Origin of the sequence: Acinetobacter sp. WC-743 (assembly GCF_000335555.1) — a bacterium.
In the GTDB taxonomy this organism is placed as follows: Bacteria; Pseudomonadota; Gammaproteobacteria; order Pseudomonadales; family Moraxellaceae; genus Acinetobacter; species Acinetobacter bereziniae.
In genome coordinates, this window is record NZ_AMFQ01000127.1 from 1 (window position 1) to 18,362 (window position 18,362).

Below are 18,362 nucleotides of genomic sequence, written 5' to 3' on the forward strand. Positions count from 1 at the left end.
AAACTTCGAGTAATTTAAACCAACCAATCAATGATAATATTTCGATCAATCAATCAGTAAAAATCCACACAAGTTGTTCTTCATATTCTCTTAATGATCTTCTTCATGCTTCGTCAGCATCAAGCTAGGTCGGCTATATTACTCTCTATCTCTAGAAAGTCAACTGGGATTTCAAATTATTTTTAAACTTCCTTTCTAAAACCCAACTTAATCAATTCAACCAAGTCATTGTTTTATCAGAAGTTTTAATCTTCATCACCGCCGATGGATGTGCATTCTACAGCATTCCTAACCTAACACAACCCCCTTTTTTAATTATTTTCTTAATTTCGCTTTGTTTGCCTATTTATTCCCCTAAATCAGGCTTTTTTATTGAAAAAATGCTTTTTTGGCTTAAAAAACACGCATTGAATATGATTTTAATTCGCTAGTCTCTTTGAACACTCCTCTCCAGTTCAACAGCATCACTCGAATTTTCATCTCTATCTTCATTATTTCTTTTTCTATACCTACCTATGAATCAAGATCACAATAATCTACTGAATAACTATCTCTAATTACTCTACTTACTCTACTTGCATATGAGGACACGTGTGGAGATGGTGATAACCAAACAATCCGTTCTTTCACATATCTATTGACATTTTGGACTGACGTTTTGGTTCGCCTTTTATTTTAGGCTTGGCTTTGAGATTGCACGATGTTGGTGTCTTGTTCCAAATAAGCCAAGATCATTAAGGTCAGTTCTTTTTTAAGCTGTTGCTCTGAAATTAGAAAGTTATTATGGCTTACATAGCGCATCATGGTAAAAAGCGTACTGTTAATAATGACGAAAGACTTATTCTTAAGCACTTCAAAACTCCAATCCTTAAAAAAGCGACTGAATACATATAAGCCGACTTCATAGAAGTGCTTTTCTAAAACTTTTGCAGCTTCTGAATTGTTATAACCATGCCAATGTTTCAACACCTCTATAAAGAAACCACCATCAGCTTTCATCATGTCAAAACCGAATTGAATACTAAGCGGTATGATTTCATTTAAACTTAAACCTTCTTGGCTGATGGCAATTTGTTTAAGTGCAAGTCCGAGCTGCTCGCTTTTACGGCGCAGCAACTCCTGAATGATTTCTTCTTTATTGCCAAAATACTGATATATCGATCCGACACTGACACCTGATTTTTCAGAAATTTTAGGTGTGGTGACATTTAGCAAACCGTGTTCAGCAATACACAATTGTGTTGCTTCTAAAATGCTATCTACAACATTTCGAGCACGTTGTTGTTGGGGTTGTTTTCTCATTGGCATATTCATCCCGAAATGCGAATTGAATACGAATAATTATTCATATTAGAGTTTGACTAAACAATAATCAGGTCAAACGAAAAATGCAAACCTTAGTTAAGCCACAACGACTTGCACCCTATGAAAAAATGTCACGAACAAATCTCAAGACTAGAATTTTTCATTATTTTACAGAACAACCGCTACAGCCAAGTTATGCCGAGTATTTATCTTTAAACGAGGCGCTACAAACTGGTGATAATGCAATGGATCAAGTTATGGATTGGGTTATGACCAATCCTAGACAAAATCGCAAGCTTTTTGAAACGGCGTTGTATCAAGGTTTAGATAAACTTCCTCATGATATTCCAGTGCTCACTGATTTTTTTAAAATTGTCGAGCATGCACCGAGTTGGCTGGATTCAGCCAAAATTGAAACAGCAATCAAATTCACGCATCGTTTAGGTTCCAATGGAACTTTTATCCTACGTGATCTCGCTTTAATGACAGGTTATCAATATCCTGGCTTTAACCAACCACTTATTCAGACTGGGGCTTTGCATAAATATGCAGGAAAACGTTTAGCAGAAACGCATAAGTGGTGGTTAGATGTCAATCAACTGAATAGCTTCTCACGTTTTAACGATGGCTTTACCTCGACGATTTATGTTCGGTTCATTCATTCTCTTGTACGTTATCAGTTGAATAAGTCAAAAGATTGGGATCACGAGATTTGGGGCACACCCATCAATCAATATGATCAAGCCATGACCAATATTGCCTTTAGTGCGGTGCTTCTGATCGGTGTGAGAGCCATTGGTATTTTTCCAAGCAAAGCTGAGTGCGATGCCTTGATGCATTTTTGGAAGTACGCGGGTTGGTTAATGGGAATAGATGAAAAATGGTTAGTCAATAAAGAGTCTGAAGCATGGAAATTATTACAGTGGATGAATTATGCACATCCCAAAGCTGATGAAAGCAGCAAAGCTTTAGCCGTCAGTTTATCCAAAGAACCTTTTGAGCGGCACTATAAATATTTCAATAGATTTTTACAAAGAAAGGCTTATCAAAACCATTTAGACATTACTCAGTTTTTTATTGGGCAACGTAAAATGAAAAATCTAGGACTGAAACCGCGTACGCTGGCATGGTATCCATTGTATTTAATTGCTAAAAATACATTGGTTTATCGTGGCGCAAAACATATCCCTAAACTTGATCAATATTTGCAAGAAAGTGGTCGTGCCAAACAAGAATATGCCCTAAGCCTCTATCAAAATGCAGGAAAACAACTCGCGAGTATGCATCAGTCATGATTTGAAAAGTTAAGGTGTTCAGCCTTAACTTTGTTTTTCCAAGCGGTGTTTATAGATATTAAGTACAACATCACTAAATTCATTCAGCACATAGCGTGTCCATAAATCCGCATACCAATTCACTTCAGTTGATAAACGATAGTCGATCGTTAATATCATTTTCGTTTGCTGTGGGCTAATGGCTTCCAGTTGATAGTCTGTTGTTAACAAATTGAAATATGCTCCACCAATTTTCAAATGATCATCTAAAGATCCTTTGGGAAAGGATTCCTGATTAAAAACATAAGTCCAAGCCAACTGCGTTGGTGCATGAGACTGAGTGATTTTTTCTTGGAAATGAATACCGCGTTGCCAATAAATTTGACGAATCAAACCATTATCTGTTTGCTCAGTCATTCCAGAAATTGGTTTTGGAAAACCCATTAAAAAAATTGGACTAAATTTTATTTCGCTGGACTGAATCTGCTGGATATTATTAATTGATGCAAAAACATCTTGAATAGGTGCATTAACAATAATTTCTTGGCGTGTTACACCATTATGATACTGAGAGAAATCAGGTAATAGTAACAAGCCTAGCAAAGGTAAAAGTACAATAGAGTAAACTTTATTATATGGCTTCCATAAACGTCGACATAAAAAATGCATGCATGTCGCACCCAAAGTCGAACAGAGGAAAAATATCGGCGCTGCCATGATCAGACAAATGCCACCCTCTCTTAAAATGACTACACCAACAACAATGATCCCGAATAAAATATAAATTTGCTGAAGAAATGTTTGTTTTAACGAATTTGGAGATTTTAAAGATTTCACATACTCCATGATCGCACCCAGACTAAAAGGTAAGAATAGTAGAAATGCCACTGTCAACATTTTCTCTGAACTTAAAGCAATCAGTGAGATGATTAAAAAATAACAAAGCACAATACAAAGCAAAGGTAACCAACGAATAAATGCTGTTCTTGCAGGATATTCCTGAAGAATTTTCATACTGGGTTGATGAAATACTCTACAAATTAATTTTCGATCAGGTTGTACAATGGTCTGATAAATACGAATTTCGTCAATTCCTTCAATTTTTAGTCGTTCTCTAAATATTTGTTCAAACGCTGTTGTCCACTCTTCATCCGCGATGGAAACTTCGCCATATTGTTTAAAAATATCAAGATAAGCTTCTATTTTTTCATTCATTTCTAATTATCTTTACTGTTTGACCCTGTTTTAAATATCTGTAATCAAAAAGGAAGTCCTCAGACCTCCTTTTTATTTTAAGATTTTCACATCATCAATGATTATGCATTGGCTCTGAAGCTGAGTGCTGCATATTTTGCATATCTTCATGACTCATCTTAGACATGTCGTGCTGTTCAGCCGCTTTCTGTTTTTGACTTGGCATATAGTCAGGTTCATTGGTAATCGCCAAATAGAAGATTCCCATGAAAATGCAGCTTAAAATAATTGCGATGACTAGCAACTTCCATCCCCAAAATGACTTTTCTGGCGATAACTTATTACTGTCGTTACTCATATGACATCCTCATATTTCGGTAAAATTAAAATTTCATGCTCACGCGCGCCCAATAGTTACGCCCAGTATTATTAAATTGCTGTGTGCCGACTTGACCATCAGCGCCAACACCCAACTTATTCAAATGTTCGGTATAGGTTTTATCGAATACATTATCGACACCAACAGACAAATTCAGATTTTTTTGAATGTTGTAAGAAGCATTTAGAGCCAAAGTGGTAAAGCCTTTGCTTTCACCTGTATCATAACCCACGATATTACCTTGGTTTAGGCTAATACGATCTTGTTTTGCTACAGCACGCCATAACAATCCAAAAGAATATTGATCTTGCACATATCGTAAGTTTAAACGTCCTTCTAATGGTGCAATTTGTGGTAATGCTTGATGTGTGTCGGTATTTTCACCCCATGCATACATTGCACTAAGATCAGCTTGAATGGCATCAGTAAATTGGTAACCTACCCCAGCTTCTGCACCTGCAATGGTTGCATCGACATTTTTTGCACCCGCACTAAATGATGAACCATGACTATGCCCATCCATTCCAGCTTTCGGATGATTATGATAACTCAATAAAATAAAGTCATTAATCAACCCAGCATAAGCTGATGTCCATGCGCTGAAAGGACCATGTTGGTATTGATAACCAAGATCAAGCTGCAATGTTTTTTCCGTCTTGAGATCATTAAAAGTCGGTTTAGTCATGCCTGTATTGCCATGTGCTGTGCTAAATAATTCCCAATAATCTGGAACACGCTCAACATAACCTAAACCAATATAAGACTTGGCATTATGATCAGGATATTGGCTTTCTAAACGTATAAAGGCACTTGGCAATGTTTCTTTGCGTTGATCATTCAGTTTAAGTGCATCAATTTTAACTTGATCGACACGAGCACCTGTCACTAACTTATAAGCATCATTAAATTGATAGCCTAACTCGCCAAATGCACCATAAGATTGAAAACGCATATCTTCTTTAAATGCAACATTCATTGATGGCATCGTTGGCGATGACATACTGCCGCCATGTTTATTTAACTGAGAATCTATCCCAGTCATTAAACTCAGCTTATCCCATTCACTGGTCATGGCTAAACGACTATTTAGGGTACGGCGTGTGACTTGCATCGCCATTGGATTTGGCATTAGCATTTTCATACCATCATGTGTCATTTCAGCAAGTGGTGGAGTACGTAAAGTATAGTTATCCATAATATGGTCGTTATAACTATAATTAACCTGCCCTTCGAGTTTTTTAATCACAGGGCTCAGATTTTTTTTCTCAAAACGTAGACCAAGGCTTTCACGAGCAAACTGCGAGCCATCCATGGTTCGACCGGCATATTCAGCCTCACCATCTGCTTTACCGCCTGTTAGTTCAACCCAAGTATCCTCATTGGGTGTCCATCCCAGAGCCAAGTCCGTATTCCAGCGCTCCCAAGAAGATGGAACTTTATGACCATCACCATCTTCATAGCTATTGGATTCAGAACGGTTGGCATTGACACGTAAATATTTTTTACTGTCGCCAACAGCAGCTTCAATGTTGTGGTCCAAACGCCCAAAAGATCCGACCAAAACACTGGCTTGACCGAGATAGTTTTTCTCATCAGTCAATGTTGGTTTCTGACGCTCAAAAATGACAGTTGCTGCTGAACCTGTATTGGCATATTGAACGGTTTGTGGTCCTTTTACGACTGAAATTCGATCAAAGCTTTCAGGTTGAATATATGATGTTGGTGCATCCATTCGTGCAGGGCATGCGCCTAAGTTTTCTGTACCATCTGTCAATATTTTGATTCGTGTACCAAACATGCCACGGAACGTAACATCACCATTGGTTCCGCCACTTTTAATGGCGTTAAAACCCGCGATACTTTGTAGATAGTCCGCACCATCTGTTGCAGGTACAGGCTGAATTGGCTGTTTAGGATCAGCATGAACAATCAATCCGTTGGCGTCATTATTGAGCTGAGCTGTCACAACAATCGGTGTGAGTTGAGCAGTTTCCTGCTGATCTTGAGCAAAAGCGGTTACTGAATAACAAGCGATAGAAATCGCAGCCGCTAAGGGCTGTAAAAAAAATTGAGGTTGAGCCATTTTCTTTCTCTTAAATCATAAATATGAGCTGCGACAAAGCAGCATCAGGACCTCGACAAAAAGATCCTAAAAAAAGTTTTGATTTAAGCGAAAACGGGCGGAGCGCGTCCTTGAGGAAGTAAGAATAAGCGTTGCAGGACAAAATAAACATGTCGAAATGCTTTTTGAAATGCAACCAGACGTACTTGGATACGATCTAAGATTTCTTTGACTTCAAGTTCTGGAGGTAAAACCAGATTGCCATAGACTGTACAGTATTGGCACTGGTGACCTGCATCATGATGATGGCTTGTCTGTTCTTGTACAGCAGGCTCATGATGTGCCATCAGATGCTGATGACCCGAAGCCTCCTGCGTCAAAGAAGTCGAATGATGTTGATGATGAGTGCTTTGTTGATGTTTCTCATAAAAGTGACTTTGCACTAAAGCTTGAGTAATAGTTTCACAGACCGGCGCAATTTGATATTGCTTCGGTAGCAAAGGCTGTAAAAATACAGCAATCTGTAAAAAAACTGCGGTGAAACCCAGCAGTAAACCTATTCTCAACAAAACGTTCGTCTCAACATTTTTCGAGCCAGAGTATAACAAAGCCCAAACAAAATTGGGCTTTGTATTGAAGAAAAATTCAAGAAACTTTTAACTTTCAATTCTCTATATCAACGTTTTGCAGGAACTTTCTGCTTTTCACGTTGACGCACGACTTTTTCAACTTTTTCACGTGCACGTTGACGCTTCAACGGAGATAAATAGTCAACAAATAACTTACCGTTTAAGTGGTCCATTTCATGTTGAATACACACAGCCAATAATTCATCCGCTTCAAGCTCAAAAGCTTTACCATCAAGGTCAATTGCTTCGATTTTAACTCGTGACGGACGCTCAACTTTATCGTATATTTGGGGAACAGAAAGACATCCCTCTTCATAAGAGAATGTTTCTTCTGTAAGTGGTGTTATTTTGGGGTTAATGAACACCATAGGTTGGTCTTTATTTTCAGACAAATCCATGACGATAAGTTGAATATGTTGATCGACCTGTGTAGCAGCCAGACCAATACCTGGCGCTTCATACATGGTTTCAAACATGTCAGCTGCTAATTGACGAATTTCATCAGTTACAGCATCGACAGGTTTTGCAATGGTACGTAAACGGGGATCAGGAAAACTTAAAATTGGTAATAAGGCCATACTGTATCCTCTGTTGCTATGCCATTGATCTTAAAACTAAATGAAGAATATGCTTCATTAAAAAAATGTGTGTAATATGCGTATTATAACGCATATAGAGACATAATTTTAGGAATTATGATAATGAAAAAGGTTTTAACTGGCATAACAGGTTTTCATGCCAAGGGGTTCAAGAAACAGTTACTTGCTGTGACACTATGTTTAAGTGCAGGATTCACTTACATGGAAATGACACATGCAAGCCCAAATGTTAATCCACCTGCACTCAAATCCAGTGCACCCAATGTTTATGTAGTGAAACGTGGTGATACCTTATGGGATATCGCAGGGAAATTTTTAAGTAAGCCGTGGCGTTGGCCTGAAATCTGGGCAAGCAATAAACATGTTAAAAATCCCCACTGGATTTATCCTGGCGATAAATTACTGTTATGTACTTTAGATGGTCGTCCATTAATCGGCGTGGATGAAGGTGATGGTTGTGATGGTATTATTCGTCGTCATCAAGGTGGAACATCTTTACGTCCACAAGTACGTGTAGAGTCATTAAACAGTGCAATTTCGGTGATTCCTCTATCTGATATTCAACCGTGGCTAGAACACAGCATTGTCATCAGTCCTGAGTCTTTACAAAATATTCCTTATACCATTGGTGCTGCTGATAATCGTGTGATTACGGGTGCTGGTCAAACCGTATATGCACGCGGAAATGGCTTAGTGGTAGGTCAGCGTTATGGCATTTACCGCGAAGGTAAACCTTATATGTTCCTCAATGCGGAAGGTAAAAAGTTTAATGCGGGACTGGAGTTATCTGAAGTTGCTTCAGCAATCGCAACGGCGGATGAAAATGATGTCACCACACTTGAATTAACCAAGAGCTACAATGCAGAAGTTCGTAAAGGTGATTATGTTCTTCCTAGCTATGATGCAGAACTACCGAGCTTGTTCTATCCAACCACCACTAATGAAGTGAGTACTGGTGGTAAAGTGGTGCGTGTCCAAGGTTCGATTGGTACAGCAGCGCAACACAGTGTGGTCACTATTGATCGCGGTAACTTACAAGGTGCGAAACCTGGACAAGTATTTAGTATTTATCAACAAGGTGAAGTTGTTCGTGATCCAAAAACCAAGGAATCGGTAAAATTACCAAGTCAGCAAATTGGTACACTGATGATTTTTAAAAGCTTTGATCATCTGAGTTATGCTTATATTTTAGAAAGCAACTTACCGATTAAAATAGGTGCTGAGATCAAACCACCTGCGATTACAGATCAGTGATTTTTCAGTAGTGTAATGTAAATATGTTGAATCAAATACCCGATCATCAATTGAATGCCATTCAACTTTGGTATTTGGTTCAACACTCAACCAGCGTCTTCCGTAAGCTAGAGAGTTATTTTGGTTCTATTGCAAAAGCGGTAGCTCCAGAAAGCTTACCCCGTTGGTCTGAACTTAAAATTCATAAAAATCATATCGAACGAGCCAATGTCTTTGTAACAGCACAAGGACAATCCCAATTTAAAATATGCTTAGATAAAATCCAACAACATAGTGATTTTATTCTATTAGATACCGATTCAAATTACCCACAACAACTGCTTCCTTATCACAACCATCCTCCAATTTTATTTGGAAAAGGATCTTCACAAAACTTGAGTCAACCTCAGATTGCAATTGTCGGTAGTCGAAAAGCCAGTCCACATGGAAAACAAGTGGCATATGATTTTGCTTATTATTTAAGTGAAAAAGGTTTTTTTATTACCAGCGGTTTAGCGCAAGGAATTGATGAAGCTGCACATATGGGTGGTCTCAAAAACCAGCGAACCATTGCTGTGATTGGTACAGGGTTAGATTTAGTTTATCCAAGTCAAAATCGAAAGTTACAAGAGCAAATTTTACAAAATTCTGGAAGCATCATCAGTGAGTATCTTCCAGAGACTCAGCCTATTTCACGTAATTTCCCTTATCGAAATCGTATTGTGAGCGGTTTAAGTCTAGGTGTTCTTGTCGCAGAAGCACAATTGGGTAGCGGCTCATTAATTACCGCTCAAACGGCGGCTGAGCAAGGTAAAATTATTTTTGCCATTCCTGGGCATATCTATGGAGAACACCACCAAGGTTGCCATCAACTCATTCGTGAGGGTGCAATCCTTGTTGATCATCCTGAACAAATTGTGGAAGATTTAGCTCTACCCACCCAATGGCAATGTACACAACAAGCTGAAACCAACTCACAGCCCCCTGAAATTCCTGAACATTTATTCCAACTCTACCAATTACTAGATTGGATTGGGCAAGACCTAGATACATTGGCTCAAAAATCCAAACTCAACACCGCACAATTAACCAGTTATTTGATGGAATTAGAACTGTTGGGACTCTGCATTCAAAAATCTGGACTATACTTACGTTGCCGAGTCAGCTATTAAGGTTCACAATAGCCTTCTATTTTTTCGAACTGACAAGGTGAACATCAATGATTACAACCTCAGTTGCTGAAGCTGCACAAATTCTTCAACAAGGTAAAGTATTGGCTTATCCAACAGAGGCGGTATGGGGTCTAGGTTGCGACCCATTTAATGAACACGCATTTTTAGAAATTCTTAGACTCAAGCAACGCCCTATTGAAAAAGGGGTCATCTTACTGGCAGGTCAGCTTTCGCAAGTTGAACATCTACTAACAAATGTAGACTCAAGTATTCGTGAACAAATCATACTATCTTGGACTCAACGTTCTCACACGGAACGAGCGACAACATGGTTACTTCCAGCAGACGAACAGATTCCACAATGGATCAAAGGTCAACATACACAAGTCGCTGTTCGAGTCACCAATCACCCATTATGTACAGCTTTGTGCAATGCATTTAATGGTTTTATTGTTTCAACCAGCGCCAATCCTGCAAGTTTAACACCAGCTCGCTCACTACAAGAAGCCAGTCACTATTTTGGCTCAGAATTGAATTATTTAAATGGTGATTTAGGTTTAAGCCGAGAGCCAAGCAAAATTATTGATGCCTCAACTGGGCAAATCATTCGTGATTAATCAGAAATATCTCAATCAACACGTCATCTTTTGTGAAAATTGACATTAAAAAAAGCAAAAAAAAAACTCAGCCATATATAGGGTTGGCTGAGTATAAAAAAGGATGCGGTTAATCACATCCAGAGGGTATGATGAATTTGATAAATACAGTGTAAGCCAGTTTCATTAAGAAATTCTTAATTGGCTCGATGAAAAATATTATCCTATAAATATTTTTCGAATACAAACATATTATTCCGCCTATTTTTTAATCATACTTTATAATCACCAATTGACTACAAACTCGCAATATATTTAAGTAGTTAAATTTATTTTATTATTTAAGATTTTAAACGCTAAATTCTTAATTAAAAATAATTTTTGAGTGAATTTAATACTGAATCAGAACACAAAATAGTTGATTAATCGTATAAATTTCACTCATTTTAAATTTAAGATGCAGAAATAGATTTACTTTTTTTGACACTATGTGACTTTTTTTGTGCCAAAGCAATACCGACTAAAATGATGATCCCACCAATTGTATGATAAACCGTCCAATCTTCATGTAACCAAAAATAAGCAATAATGGCGGTAAATACAGGCATTAAGTTCATAAAAATACTGGTTCGATTTGGACCCAAATATTGAACCGCCATCATCCAAAGTAAAGGTGCGATCAGGGATGGGAATGCACCTGCATACAGCACACTGGCAACATTACTCGCATTTATCGTATCGATCCCTAAATAAAATACAAAAGGTAAGTGATAAATCAAAGTAAATGCGATTTGTACATATAGACTCAGGAGTAAGGGCACTTTTAATTGCCATTTCTTTAAAAATACGCCATAAAAGGCATAAAAGAACACAGCTAAGACCATGATCAGATCACCAGAATGACCTGCCAATTGAGTCAAATTAGCAAAATCTCCACGCCCGATCACATACACTAATCCTGCAAAAGACAATATGCTCCCGATCACTGCATAGCGATTTGGAATTTCACGCAACAACATCATCGATACCAGTATCGTAAATACTGGAATAAAGGCATTGATAATCCCCATATTCGTTGCAGTGGTGTAATGCGCCGCACTATATGCCAAACCTTGGTACAAAAACATCCCAAAAGCACTCAGTACGGCAAATTGAACAAAGTGTTGACGGATTAAATCCCGTTGCTGCCAGACCTTAGACAACATAAAAGGAGTCAAAAGGATAAATGCCACCAACCAGCGATAAAAACTAATACTGACAGGTGAAATATAATCTGTGACATAACGTGTCACTGCAATATTGAGTGACCAGATCAAGACAGCGATAATGGGTAAACTGACTGCCCACCACATGGGTTTCGTGTTGGTGTACATAACTTCCACTATTCATGAGAACTTGCAAGAATTATCAATGAAGTCTGAATCAATTTAAATATGGCATTTCAGACATCTATAGGGTTTTTCAGACAAATCACTGTGAGATATTGATATTACTGAAAATTCTCAAACCTAAAATAAGTCCCAAGTCTTTATTGCCAGTGCCACCACATTTTGCAACTGTTTTAACCCCACACCATCACGAGCTTGCATGGTTAAACCTTGGATCACCGTAGAATAATAATCTGCCATCGCTTGTAAATCAGCTTGTGGATTTAGATCACCATCTTTTATCCCTTGCTCTAAGCGTTGATAAATTCTTCCTTTGACTTGCTGTCTTTTGAGTAGTAAATCATGTTGAATTGGCGCATGTTCTTGAGAACAATTGATGGTTGCTGTCACCAACATACAGCCTGTTGGTTTATTCTGTTGAACAAGTTTTTTAAGATTTTCATGCAGATAAAGTTCAATCGCAATTTTTGCAGTCTTGGCTTGTTGAAAAATAATATCTAGTGAACAAGCCTCATGTTTTAAGTAATAGGCTAAACAGGCATAAAAAAACTGTGATTTATCACCAAAACTACTGTAAATACTCGGTGCAGTAAGATTGAGTGCTTTGGTTAAATCACTCATCGATGTCGCCTCATAGCCAAATTCCCAGAACAACAACATCGCTTTGTGCAATGCCTGTTGCTCATCAAAACATTTGGGGCGACCACGTCCGCGTTTAATCACCTGTTTTTCCGCGACTAAATCATGCTCTTCAGAATCCGCCATAATCTTCACACATATTTTTATAACAAACATTATTAAATTAATTGACAGCTAAGAATTAATCAAATATTTTATTTTTATAACGATCGCTAATGAATTAAAACTCCCTCTCACATTCTCATGCTTTCATCAGGACTATATTCATGAACATGATGCAATCAGAAATTTCGCAACAACCTTCATCAGAGGTTGCCCCCAGTAATCAAGGCAGTTGGCTAGCACTGCTTACCGTTGCTATCACTGCTTTCGCTTTGGTCACCAGCGAATTCCTTCCTATTGGTGTTCTGAATAGCATTTCTACAGATTTGCATGTCTCTGTGGGTACAGCAGGGTTAATGATTACATTACCAGGCATCATGGCAGCCTTAGCGGCTCCATTGTTACCCGTACTGGTAAAAAATTTAGACCGACGTTATTTGCTACTCGCCCTTGCTGCAACCATGGTTATTGCCAATGCCATTACTGCAATTGCACCGAATTTTGAAATTTTATTAATCAGCCGTTTTATTCTTGGTTTTGCCATTGGTGGCTTCTGGGCAACTGCCATTGCTTTAAGTGGTCGTTTAGCTCCGAGACACCTGCCTATTGCCAAAGCAACAGCGACGGTTATGGCTGGTGTAACTTTAGCGACTGTACTTGGTGTGCCAATTGGCACATGGCTCAGTGATGCTTATGGTTGGCGTACATCATTTGCCATTACCGCTGTCATTGGATTTATTGTGTTGTTGCTGGGTGTCAAATTTATCCCGAGTCTAAAACCAGAATCAGCCATCCATTTTAAAGACTTACCTGCTCTATTAAGAATCAATAAAGCCAGACAAGGTTTAATTATTATCTTATTAATTGGTTTAGCTCACTTTTCTTCATTTAGTTATCTCACACCATTTTTCAAAAATTCAGCAGGTTTTGATAATGCAACCATCAGTTCACTCTTGTTACTATTTGGTGTAGCTGGCGTATTTGGGAATGCGTTTGCTGGTTACAGTGGTAATTTAAATGTTCGCTATACTTTTGCCTTTGTCGCAATTTGTTTTGGAATTGTGTTCTTCGGCTTCCCACTCTTGGCAATTCAACCGATTGGTGCATTTATTCTGACTGCGCTGTGGGGTTTTGCATTTGGTGCGTTTCCAACAACAGCCAATATATGGATGTTTTTACATGCGCCTCATGCAGTTGAAAAAGGCATGCCTTTATTTGTTGGTTTTTTCCAAGTAATGATTGCAACAGGTGCTTTGATCGGCGGCTATATTGTTGATCATTTTAATGCCAACATTTTATTGTATAGTGTACTTAGCTTTATTCTTTTAGCCTTTATTTCAATTTTCACTTTGAGTCGAGGCTTAAATAATCCAAAAACTGAAACCAATGCTATGCAATGTGAGAGTTAAAACTTTTAACCATGTATTCCAATCTGATTTCCGTAGAAGAATTTTTCTATCAGAAACATGATGTCGTCACCCCTCATTGTAATTTATGGGGTGACTTCAATTTAAGCCTAAATGGTACTTTAGAGCTGACAGTTGCAGATCAAACTTATTTATCACCGCCCAGTTATGGTTTATGGATTCCCCCGCAAACTGAACATTGCTGTACAGCGGTCGATGATTTATTAACACATTATATTTGTATCCGTCTTCATCCGCAGCTTTGCCAACAGTTGTCAAGCAACACACAAACATTAAGTATTCGACCATTTTTGCGCCATACCATTGAAGAAATTTTGGATCAGCAAAAGCAAGGGATTCCTTCTCCAACATATCATCAACACCTATTACAACTGTTGGTTGATCAAATTCAAAATAGCCCCTGTTATGAACACTATTTACCGCAAACAAATCATCCCATTTTAAAGCCAATTCTTGAACAGCTTTCAGATACCCAACAATTTAACCGCGGTTTACAGGAAATCTTAGATAGCTTTCAGATTACTGAACGACACGCACTTCGACTCAGCCAAGATTCGCTAAAACTGTCTCTGTCTGAATGGCGCAATCGTGCCAAAATCATTCATGCTATTTCACTGATTCAACAAGGTTTTTCAGTGAAAAAAATCAGCCTAGAATTGGGATACCAACACACTTCTAGCTTTATTGAATTTTTTAAACGTTATACACAGCAGACACCTGCCCAGATGCGAAATATTTAGATTAGGACCTCTTTTGAGTGACAATTTTCACTTTATTGCTAAGCTTATGTACAAAAATACTATAGAAAATTGCCTTAAAATTGTGCATTTTGCATCTTATGCTCAAAATTAAGCATATAACTTTATGAATATGTAGACTTAGGGTCAGGTTCTTAAGAATTTTAAATAATGAAGGGTTTTATAATGAAAAAATTACTACTTGCTACGCTATGTGCTTCAGCATTGGCTTTAACTGCGTGTGACAAAAAACCAGCAGATGCTGCGTCTGGCACAGACAGCAAACCAGCTGCTGCGGCTGTTTCACTCAGCACCAACAATGCAGCGGATATCAAAAGTGACTTAACTGCACTTCAAACAATGTCTACAGCGAAAGCAAAAGAAGCATTAAACTTCCAAACTGAAGTTATGCAAGCTGCTCAAAAAGGTGATAAAGATGCGCTGAAAGGCGTTGTTGATAAAATGAAAACTTATGTTGATGGCTTCAACAAAGACCTTGATGGTTTAGCACTTAAGAGTACTGAAGTTGCATCAGTACGTGACAAAATGAAAGAATCAAACAACCTAGGCGTTGAAATGTCTGAAGCTGGTTTAGCAAGTTCACCAGATCCACAAAAAATTATGGAACTTCAAAAGAAAGGTACTGAGTTACAGCAAAGCCTGTTAACTGAAATGCAAGCGCTTCAAACGAAAGCCAATGCTGCACCATAATCAATTCAATTTGATTCATGCTAAAAGCAGGTCTCTTGATCTGCTTTTTTTATTTGCACTTAGATACAAATGCAACTTGCCGAAATCATGCAATATCGTTAAAACATTAAACATATTTTTCTACTTGAAGACTTAATGTTTAAGGATAAAGCCATGAGCAATTCTGTATACGATATTCCAGTCAATACCATCAAAGGTGAGCCAGTTACCTTGAATCAATATCAAGGTAAAGTCCTGTTAATTGTCAATGTTGCTTCTAAATGTGGGCTAACGCCACAATATGAGGGGCTTGAAAAACTTTATACCGAAAAAAAAGATCAAGGATTTGAAGTTTTAGGCTTTCCTGCAAATAACTTTCTTGCTCAAGAACCCGGTAGCAATGATGAGATCGAGCAATTTTGTTCATTGACCTACAATGTCGACTTCCCACTTTTTGCAAAAATTTCTGTGGCTGGCGATGACAAGCACCCGCTCTATGATACTTTAATTCATTCAATTCCAGAGCGAATTGGTGAAGGTCCATGGTGGAAAGATTTAGTCGATTACGGTTTAACGCCAAATCCTAAACCAGAAGTACTTTGGAACTTTGAGAAGTTCTTAATTGGGAAAAATGGTGAAATTGTGGCACGTTTTGCACCAGATATTACTGCTGATGACCCACGCATCACTTCAGCAATCGAAGCTGAATTGGCTAAATAACAACACAACTTTAAATAACAGCGCAACTTGATACTAAACATCGTAAATTGATGCTCTAAAAAACTTTAGCCTCATTTTATAGAACATTCGATACTCACGATTAAATAAGCGTACGAGTGCAATCATTGCACTCGTATTTCACTTTTTTTAAAGAATTGAATGGTTCACGTTACAGTCTGTATGCCCTTTGCAACAATCCTCAATCTCTACATTTTTGCATCCTATATTCACTACATAGCCCATCAAATGAATTTTGGATTTCAATGAAAAAGTTACTACAAGGTGCTGTTTTACCTTTTATTATTTTTACTTCAGGCATTTTACTTTTGGGCTGTAATCAAACCGCTCAACAATCACATCAACAACAAGACACTCAACAGACTGAATCAACTCAAGCATCTGATTCAGCACTTGAGCAAAAATCAGAAGTGCCCCATAAAAGCGCTGAGGATTTAAAATCGGGTAACCTGTTTTATATCGCTCGCGATGTCGCCGATGTTCAATTAAAAACGGGTGATTATATTGAGAAACTGCAACAGACTCAGTCTGATTTGCAACAAGCTGTTCAATCTAAAGATCATGTTGTCTTACAACAAACTGTAAAAGATCTGAGTCGAGAGCTACAGGGCTTTAACACTGCTTTAATTTCCCTAGATCTAAAAAGTCAGGAAATAGATGGCTTACGCCAGCAAGTTTTACAGAGTAATCAGCAACTTCTTAACTCTGCACTTTTAAATGGCGACTTGGATATTTCAAAAGTTGATTTCAAGAAAATTGAACAGCAAATGAATAATATTCAGATGGATATGCTTAAACTTGCCAGTATGATGATTCCCAACTCAAAAGATACAGCTTCTTCTGAACAAAGTTGATCCGACATCTGATTGATTCATTTAGATAGGCTTTGCAACATTACATGACGTATCTTGTCCTAATGCTCGTTTTGCATCAAGTTTAAAACGTGCTTGAGCAGATTTATAACCTACTGGTAAGAATAGTGTTAATCGGGTTCTATTCTTACCAATAGATTCCACCAGAGTTTTTGATAAATAGGCTCCACCCTCTGTACGTGCGAATAAAGTCCCCATTTCCAGATCTTGTTCTAATTTATTGTCAGTAAATACAAACTCATGTTCACCAGTAAAAGCAACACATTGACCATATGCCATTTTTAAGTTTTTAAAGGCAATAATATAATCAATATTCAACTCCGTTTCCAAACCATTATTGACTGAATTTGCCACCAAATTGGCTTCAGTGGGTAGGTTCGGTGTAGTGACAAACTGACTTTGACAAGCACTCAGACTGCCGAAAATAAATACGGAAAATATAGAGCGAAATTGAATATATTTTTTCATTTTAGATTTATAAGCGTTCTCAACATTGAATCAATTGTAGCAAAATTCATAAACATGGTTTAATACGGAATTCATCGTATTTTTGTAGTGTTTCATGCAACTGATTCTATTCACAGGTGTACAAGCTTCTGGTAAATCAACATTTTATCAACACTATTTTTACCATACGCATTTACGTATCAATTTAGATATGCTGAAAACAAGGCATCGTGAGAATATGATCTTTGAAGCAGCGTTGGCTTCAAAAACCAAAATTGTGATCGACAATACCAACATGCGCCAGATAGATCGCGCCCGTTATATTCAACGTGCCAAAGCTGTAGGTTTTCAAGTTATTTCTTATTATTTTGAAACAGACCTCGACAGTACTTTACAGCGTAATGCTCAACGCTCAGGTAAAGCCAATATTCCCGAAAAGGGAGTAAAAGCGACCTTTTATAAACTTGAAATTCCCAAAATTTCTGAAGGCTTTGATACGTTATTTAGGGCGTGTTGACACTTTTAGATTAAAAAATAGCGAAGTAGTAAAATTAAATCGCCAAACCCAATTCTACTATTCGCTATGCCTCGTACCATGTTAACAGATCAACACTGGCAAAAGTTGAAAGCTATTTTGCGTAATTTATCCATTCATCTCAACTCAAATTTAAGAAATTTTATTGAAGCGATTCTTTATAGGATTAGAACTGGGTGCCCTTGGCGTGATATCCCCACTTGCTTTGGACAACCCAACTCTATTTTTAAACGTTTTAATCGTTGGTCTAGCAGTGGTAAGTTACTCACTATATTTAAATTATTATCGCTGAATACAGATATGGAATGGCTGTTCATCGATGGTTCTCATATTCGCGCTCATCA

At 37.8% G+C, this 18,362-nt stretch carries 20 protein-coding genes; 11 read left to right on the top strand and 9 right to left on the bottom strand.

Translation table 11 applies throughout. From position 1 onward, the window contains the following. Positions 1 to 675 precede the first annotated feature (675 nt). Positions 676 to 1,302, bottom strand: coding sequence for a TetR/AcrR family transcriptional regulator (locus tag ACINWC743_RS19285; RefSeq protein WP_026040263.1), 627 nt, complete (start codon positions 1,300 to 1,302; stop codon positions 676 to 678). A gap of 86 nt (positions 1,303 to 1,388) precedes the next feature. On the opposite strand from ACINWC743_RS19285, the gene ACINWC743_RS19290 reads away from it, so the two are divergent. Next, positions 1,389 to 2,600, top strand: coding sequence for an oxygenase MpaB family protein (locus ACINWC743_RS19290; RefSeq protein ID WP_009586621.1), 1,212 nt, complete (start codon positions 1,389 to 1,391; stop codon positions 2,598 to 2,600). A 24-nt stretch (positions 2,601 to 2,624) separates the two neighbouring features. Here ACINWC743_RS19290 and ACINWC743_RS19295 read toward each other — a convergent pair whose 3' ends face one another. From ACINWC743_RS19295 to def, 5 genes are all read right to left on the bottom strand, one after another. Beyond that, positions 2,625 to 3,794 (bottom strand): hypothetical protein, encoded by a 1,170-nt coding sequence (locus ACINWC743_RS19295; RefSeq protein ID WP_009586622.1) that lies wholly within the window; start codon positions 3,792 to 3,794, stop codon positions 2,625 to 2,627. A 94-nt stretch (positions 3,795 to 3,888) separates the two neighbouring features. Then, positions 3,889 to 4,131, bottom strand: a complete 243-nt coding sequence (locus ACINWC743_RS19300; protein WP_004831945.1) for a DUF4199 domain-containing protein — start codon at positions 4,129 to 4,131, stop codon at positions 3,889 to 3,891. A gap of 25 nt (positions 4,132 to 4,156) precedes the next feature. Beyond that, complete coding sequence (locus ACINWC743_RS19305) at positions 4,157 to 6,235, bottom strand: TonB-dependent copper receptor (protein WP_009586630.1); 2,079 nt, start codon at positions 6,233 to 6,235, stop codon at positions 4,157 to 4,159. A gap of 83 nt (positions 6,236 to 6,318) precedes the next feature. After that, the gene (locus ACINWC743_RS19310; protein WP_373867903.1) at positions 6,319 to 6,822 is read right to left on the bottom strand and encodes a DUF2946 family protein; all 504 of its coding nucleotides are present in this window, start codon (positions 6,820 to 6,822) and stop codon (positions 6,319 to 6,321) included. A 68-nt stretch (positions 6,823 to 6,890) separates the two neighbouring features. Beyond that, positions 6,891 to 7,421 carry a peptide deformylase gene (gene def, locus ACINWC743_RS19315; RefSeq protein ID WP_004831951.1) on the bottom strand — a complete coding sequence of 177 codons (531 nt, stop codon included), beginning with the start codon at positions 7,419 to 7,421 and terminating at the stop codon, positions 6,891 to 6,893. 123 nt (positions 7,422 to 7,544) lie between these two features. On the opposite strand from def, the gene ACINWC743_RS19320 reads away from it, so the two are divergent. From ACINWC743_RS19320 to ACINWC743_RS19330, 3 genes are read left to right on the top strand one after another with little or no spacing between them, the layout of a single operon-like run. Next, positions 7,545 to 8,696 carry a LysM peptidoglycan-binding domain-containing protein gene (locus ACINWC743_RS19320; RefSeq protein ID WP_009586623.1) on the top strand — a complete coding sequence of 384 codons (1,152 nt, stop codon included), beginning with the start codon at positions 7,545 to 7,547 and terminating at the stop codon, positions 8,694 to 8,696. 23 nt (positions 8,697 to 8,719) lie between these two features. Continuing rightward, on the top strand, positions 8,720 to 9,847 hold the full coding sequence (dprA, locus tag ACINWC743_RS19325; RefSeq protein WP_009586624.1) for a DNA-processing protein DprA: 1,128 nt from the start codon (positions 8,720 to 8,722) through the stop codon (positions 9,845 to 9,847). 47 nt (positions 9,848 to 9,894) lie between these two features. Then, positions 9,895 to 10,464 carry an L-threonylcarbamoyladenylate synthase gene (locus ACINWC743_RS19330; protein ID WP_009586620.1) on the top strand — a complete coding sequence of 190 codons (570 nt, stop codon included), beginning with the start codon at positions 9,895 to 9,897 and terminating at the stop codon, positions 10,462 to 10,464. Between the two features lie 431 nt (positions 10,465 to 10,895). Here ACINWC743_RS19330 and ACINWC743_RS19335 read toward each other — a convergent pair whose 3' ends face one another. Then, a complete protein-coding gene (locus ACINWC743_RS19335; RefSeq protein ID WP_080768157.1) occupies positions 10,896 to 11,795 on the bottom strand; it encodes a DMT family transporter in 900 nt (299 codons plus the stop codon). Positions 11,796 to 11,951: 156 nt separating this feature from the next. Continuing rightward, positions 11,952 to 12,596: a TetR/AcrR family transcriptional regulator gene (locus tag ACINWC743_RS19340; RefSeq protein WP_009586631.1), complete on the bottom strand. Its 645-nt coding sequence runs from the start codon at positions 12,594 to 12,596 to the stop codon at positions 11,952 to 11,954. 140 nt (positions 12,597 to 12,736) lie between these two features. Here ACINWC743_RS19340 and ACINWC743_RS19345 point away from each other — a divergent pair, with 140 nt between their 5' ends. The 5 genes from ACINWC743_RS19345 to ACINWC743_RS19365 all read left to right on the top strand — a co-directional run bounded on the left by ACINWC743_RS19345 (position 12,737) and on the right by ACINWC743_RS19365 (position 17,018). Then, a complete protein-coding gene (locus tag ACINWC743_RS19345) occupies positions 12,737 to 13,981 on the top strand; it encodes an MFS transporter (RefSeq protein WP_004831963.1) in 1,245 nt (414 codons plus the stop codon). 11 nt (positions 13,982 to 13,992) lie between these two features. Then, the gene (locus tag ACINWC743_RS19350; protein WP_005034555.1) at positions 13,993 to 14,739 is read left to right on the top strand and encodes a helix-turn-helix domain-containing protein; all 747 of its coding nucleotides are present in this window, start codon (positions 13,993 to 13,995) and stop codon (positions 14,737 to 14,739) included. Between the two features lie 183 nt (positions 14,740 to 14,922). Further along, positions 14,923 to 15,447 (top strand): hypothetical protein, encoded by a 525-nt coding sequence (locus tag ACINWC743_RS19355; protein ID WP_004831968.1) that lies wholly within the window; start codon positions 14,923 to 14,925, stop codon positions 15,445 to 15,447. A 153-nt stretch (positions 15,448 to 15,600) separates the two neighbouring features. Further along, a complete protein-coding gene (locus ACINWC743_RS19360; protein WP_004831969.1) occupies positions 15,601 to 16,146 on the top strand; it encodes a glutathione peroxidase in 546 nt (181 codons plus the stop codon). Between the two features lie 263 nt (positions 16,147 to 16,409). After that, on the top strand, positions 16,410 to 17,018 hold the full coding sequence (locus ACINWC743_RS19365) for a hypothetical protein (RefSeq protein WP_009586628.1): 609 nt from the start codon (positions 16,410 to 16,412) through the stop codon (positions 17,016 to 17,018). Positions 17,019 to 17,039: 21 nt separating this feature from the next. Here the strand turns inward: ACINWC743_RS19365 and ACINWC743_RS19370 are convergent, their stop codons facing one another. Next, entirely contained in the window at positions 17,040 to 17,504 is a 465-nt protein-coding gene (locus ACINWC743_RS19370) for a hypothetical protein (RefSeq protein ID WP_009586626.1), read from the bottom strand. Between the two features lie 94 nt (positions 17,505 to 17,598). On the opposite strand from ACINWC743_RS19370, the gene ACINWC743_RS19375 reads away from it, so the two are divergent. Both ACINWC743_RS19375 and ACINWC743_RS24080 read left to right on the top strand, forming a co-directional pair. After that, positions 17,599 to 18,000 carry an ATP-binding protein gene (locus ACINWC743_RS19375; protein WP_009586632.1) on the top strand — a complete coding sequence of 134 codons (402 nt, stop codon included), beginning with the start codon at positions 17,599 to 17,601 and terminating at the stop codon, positions 17,998 to 18,000. Between the two features lie 66 nt (positions 18,001 to 18,066). Then, a partial coding sequence (locus ACINWC743_RS24080) for an IS5/IS1182 family transposase (RefSeq protein ID WP_009584487.1) occupies positions 18,067 to 18,362 on the top strand: 296 nt, incomplete at its 3' end.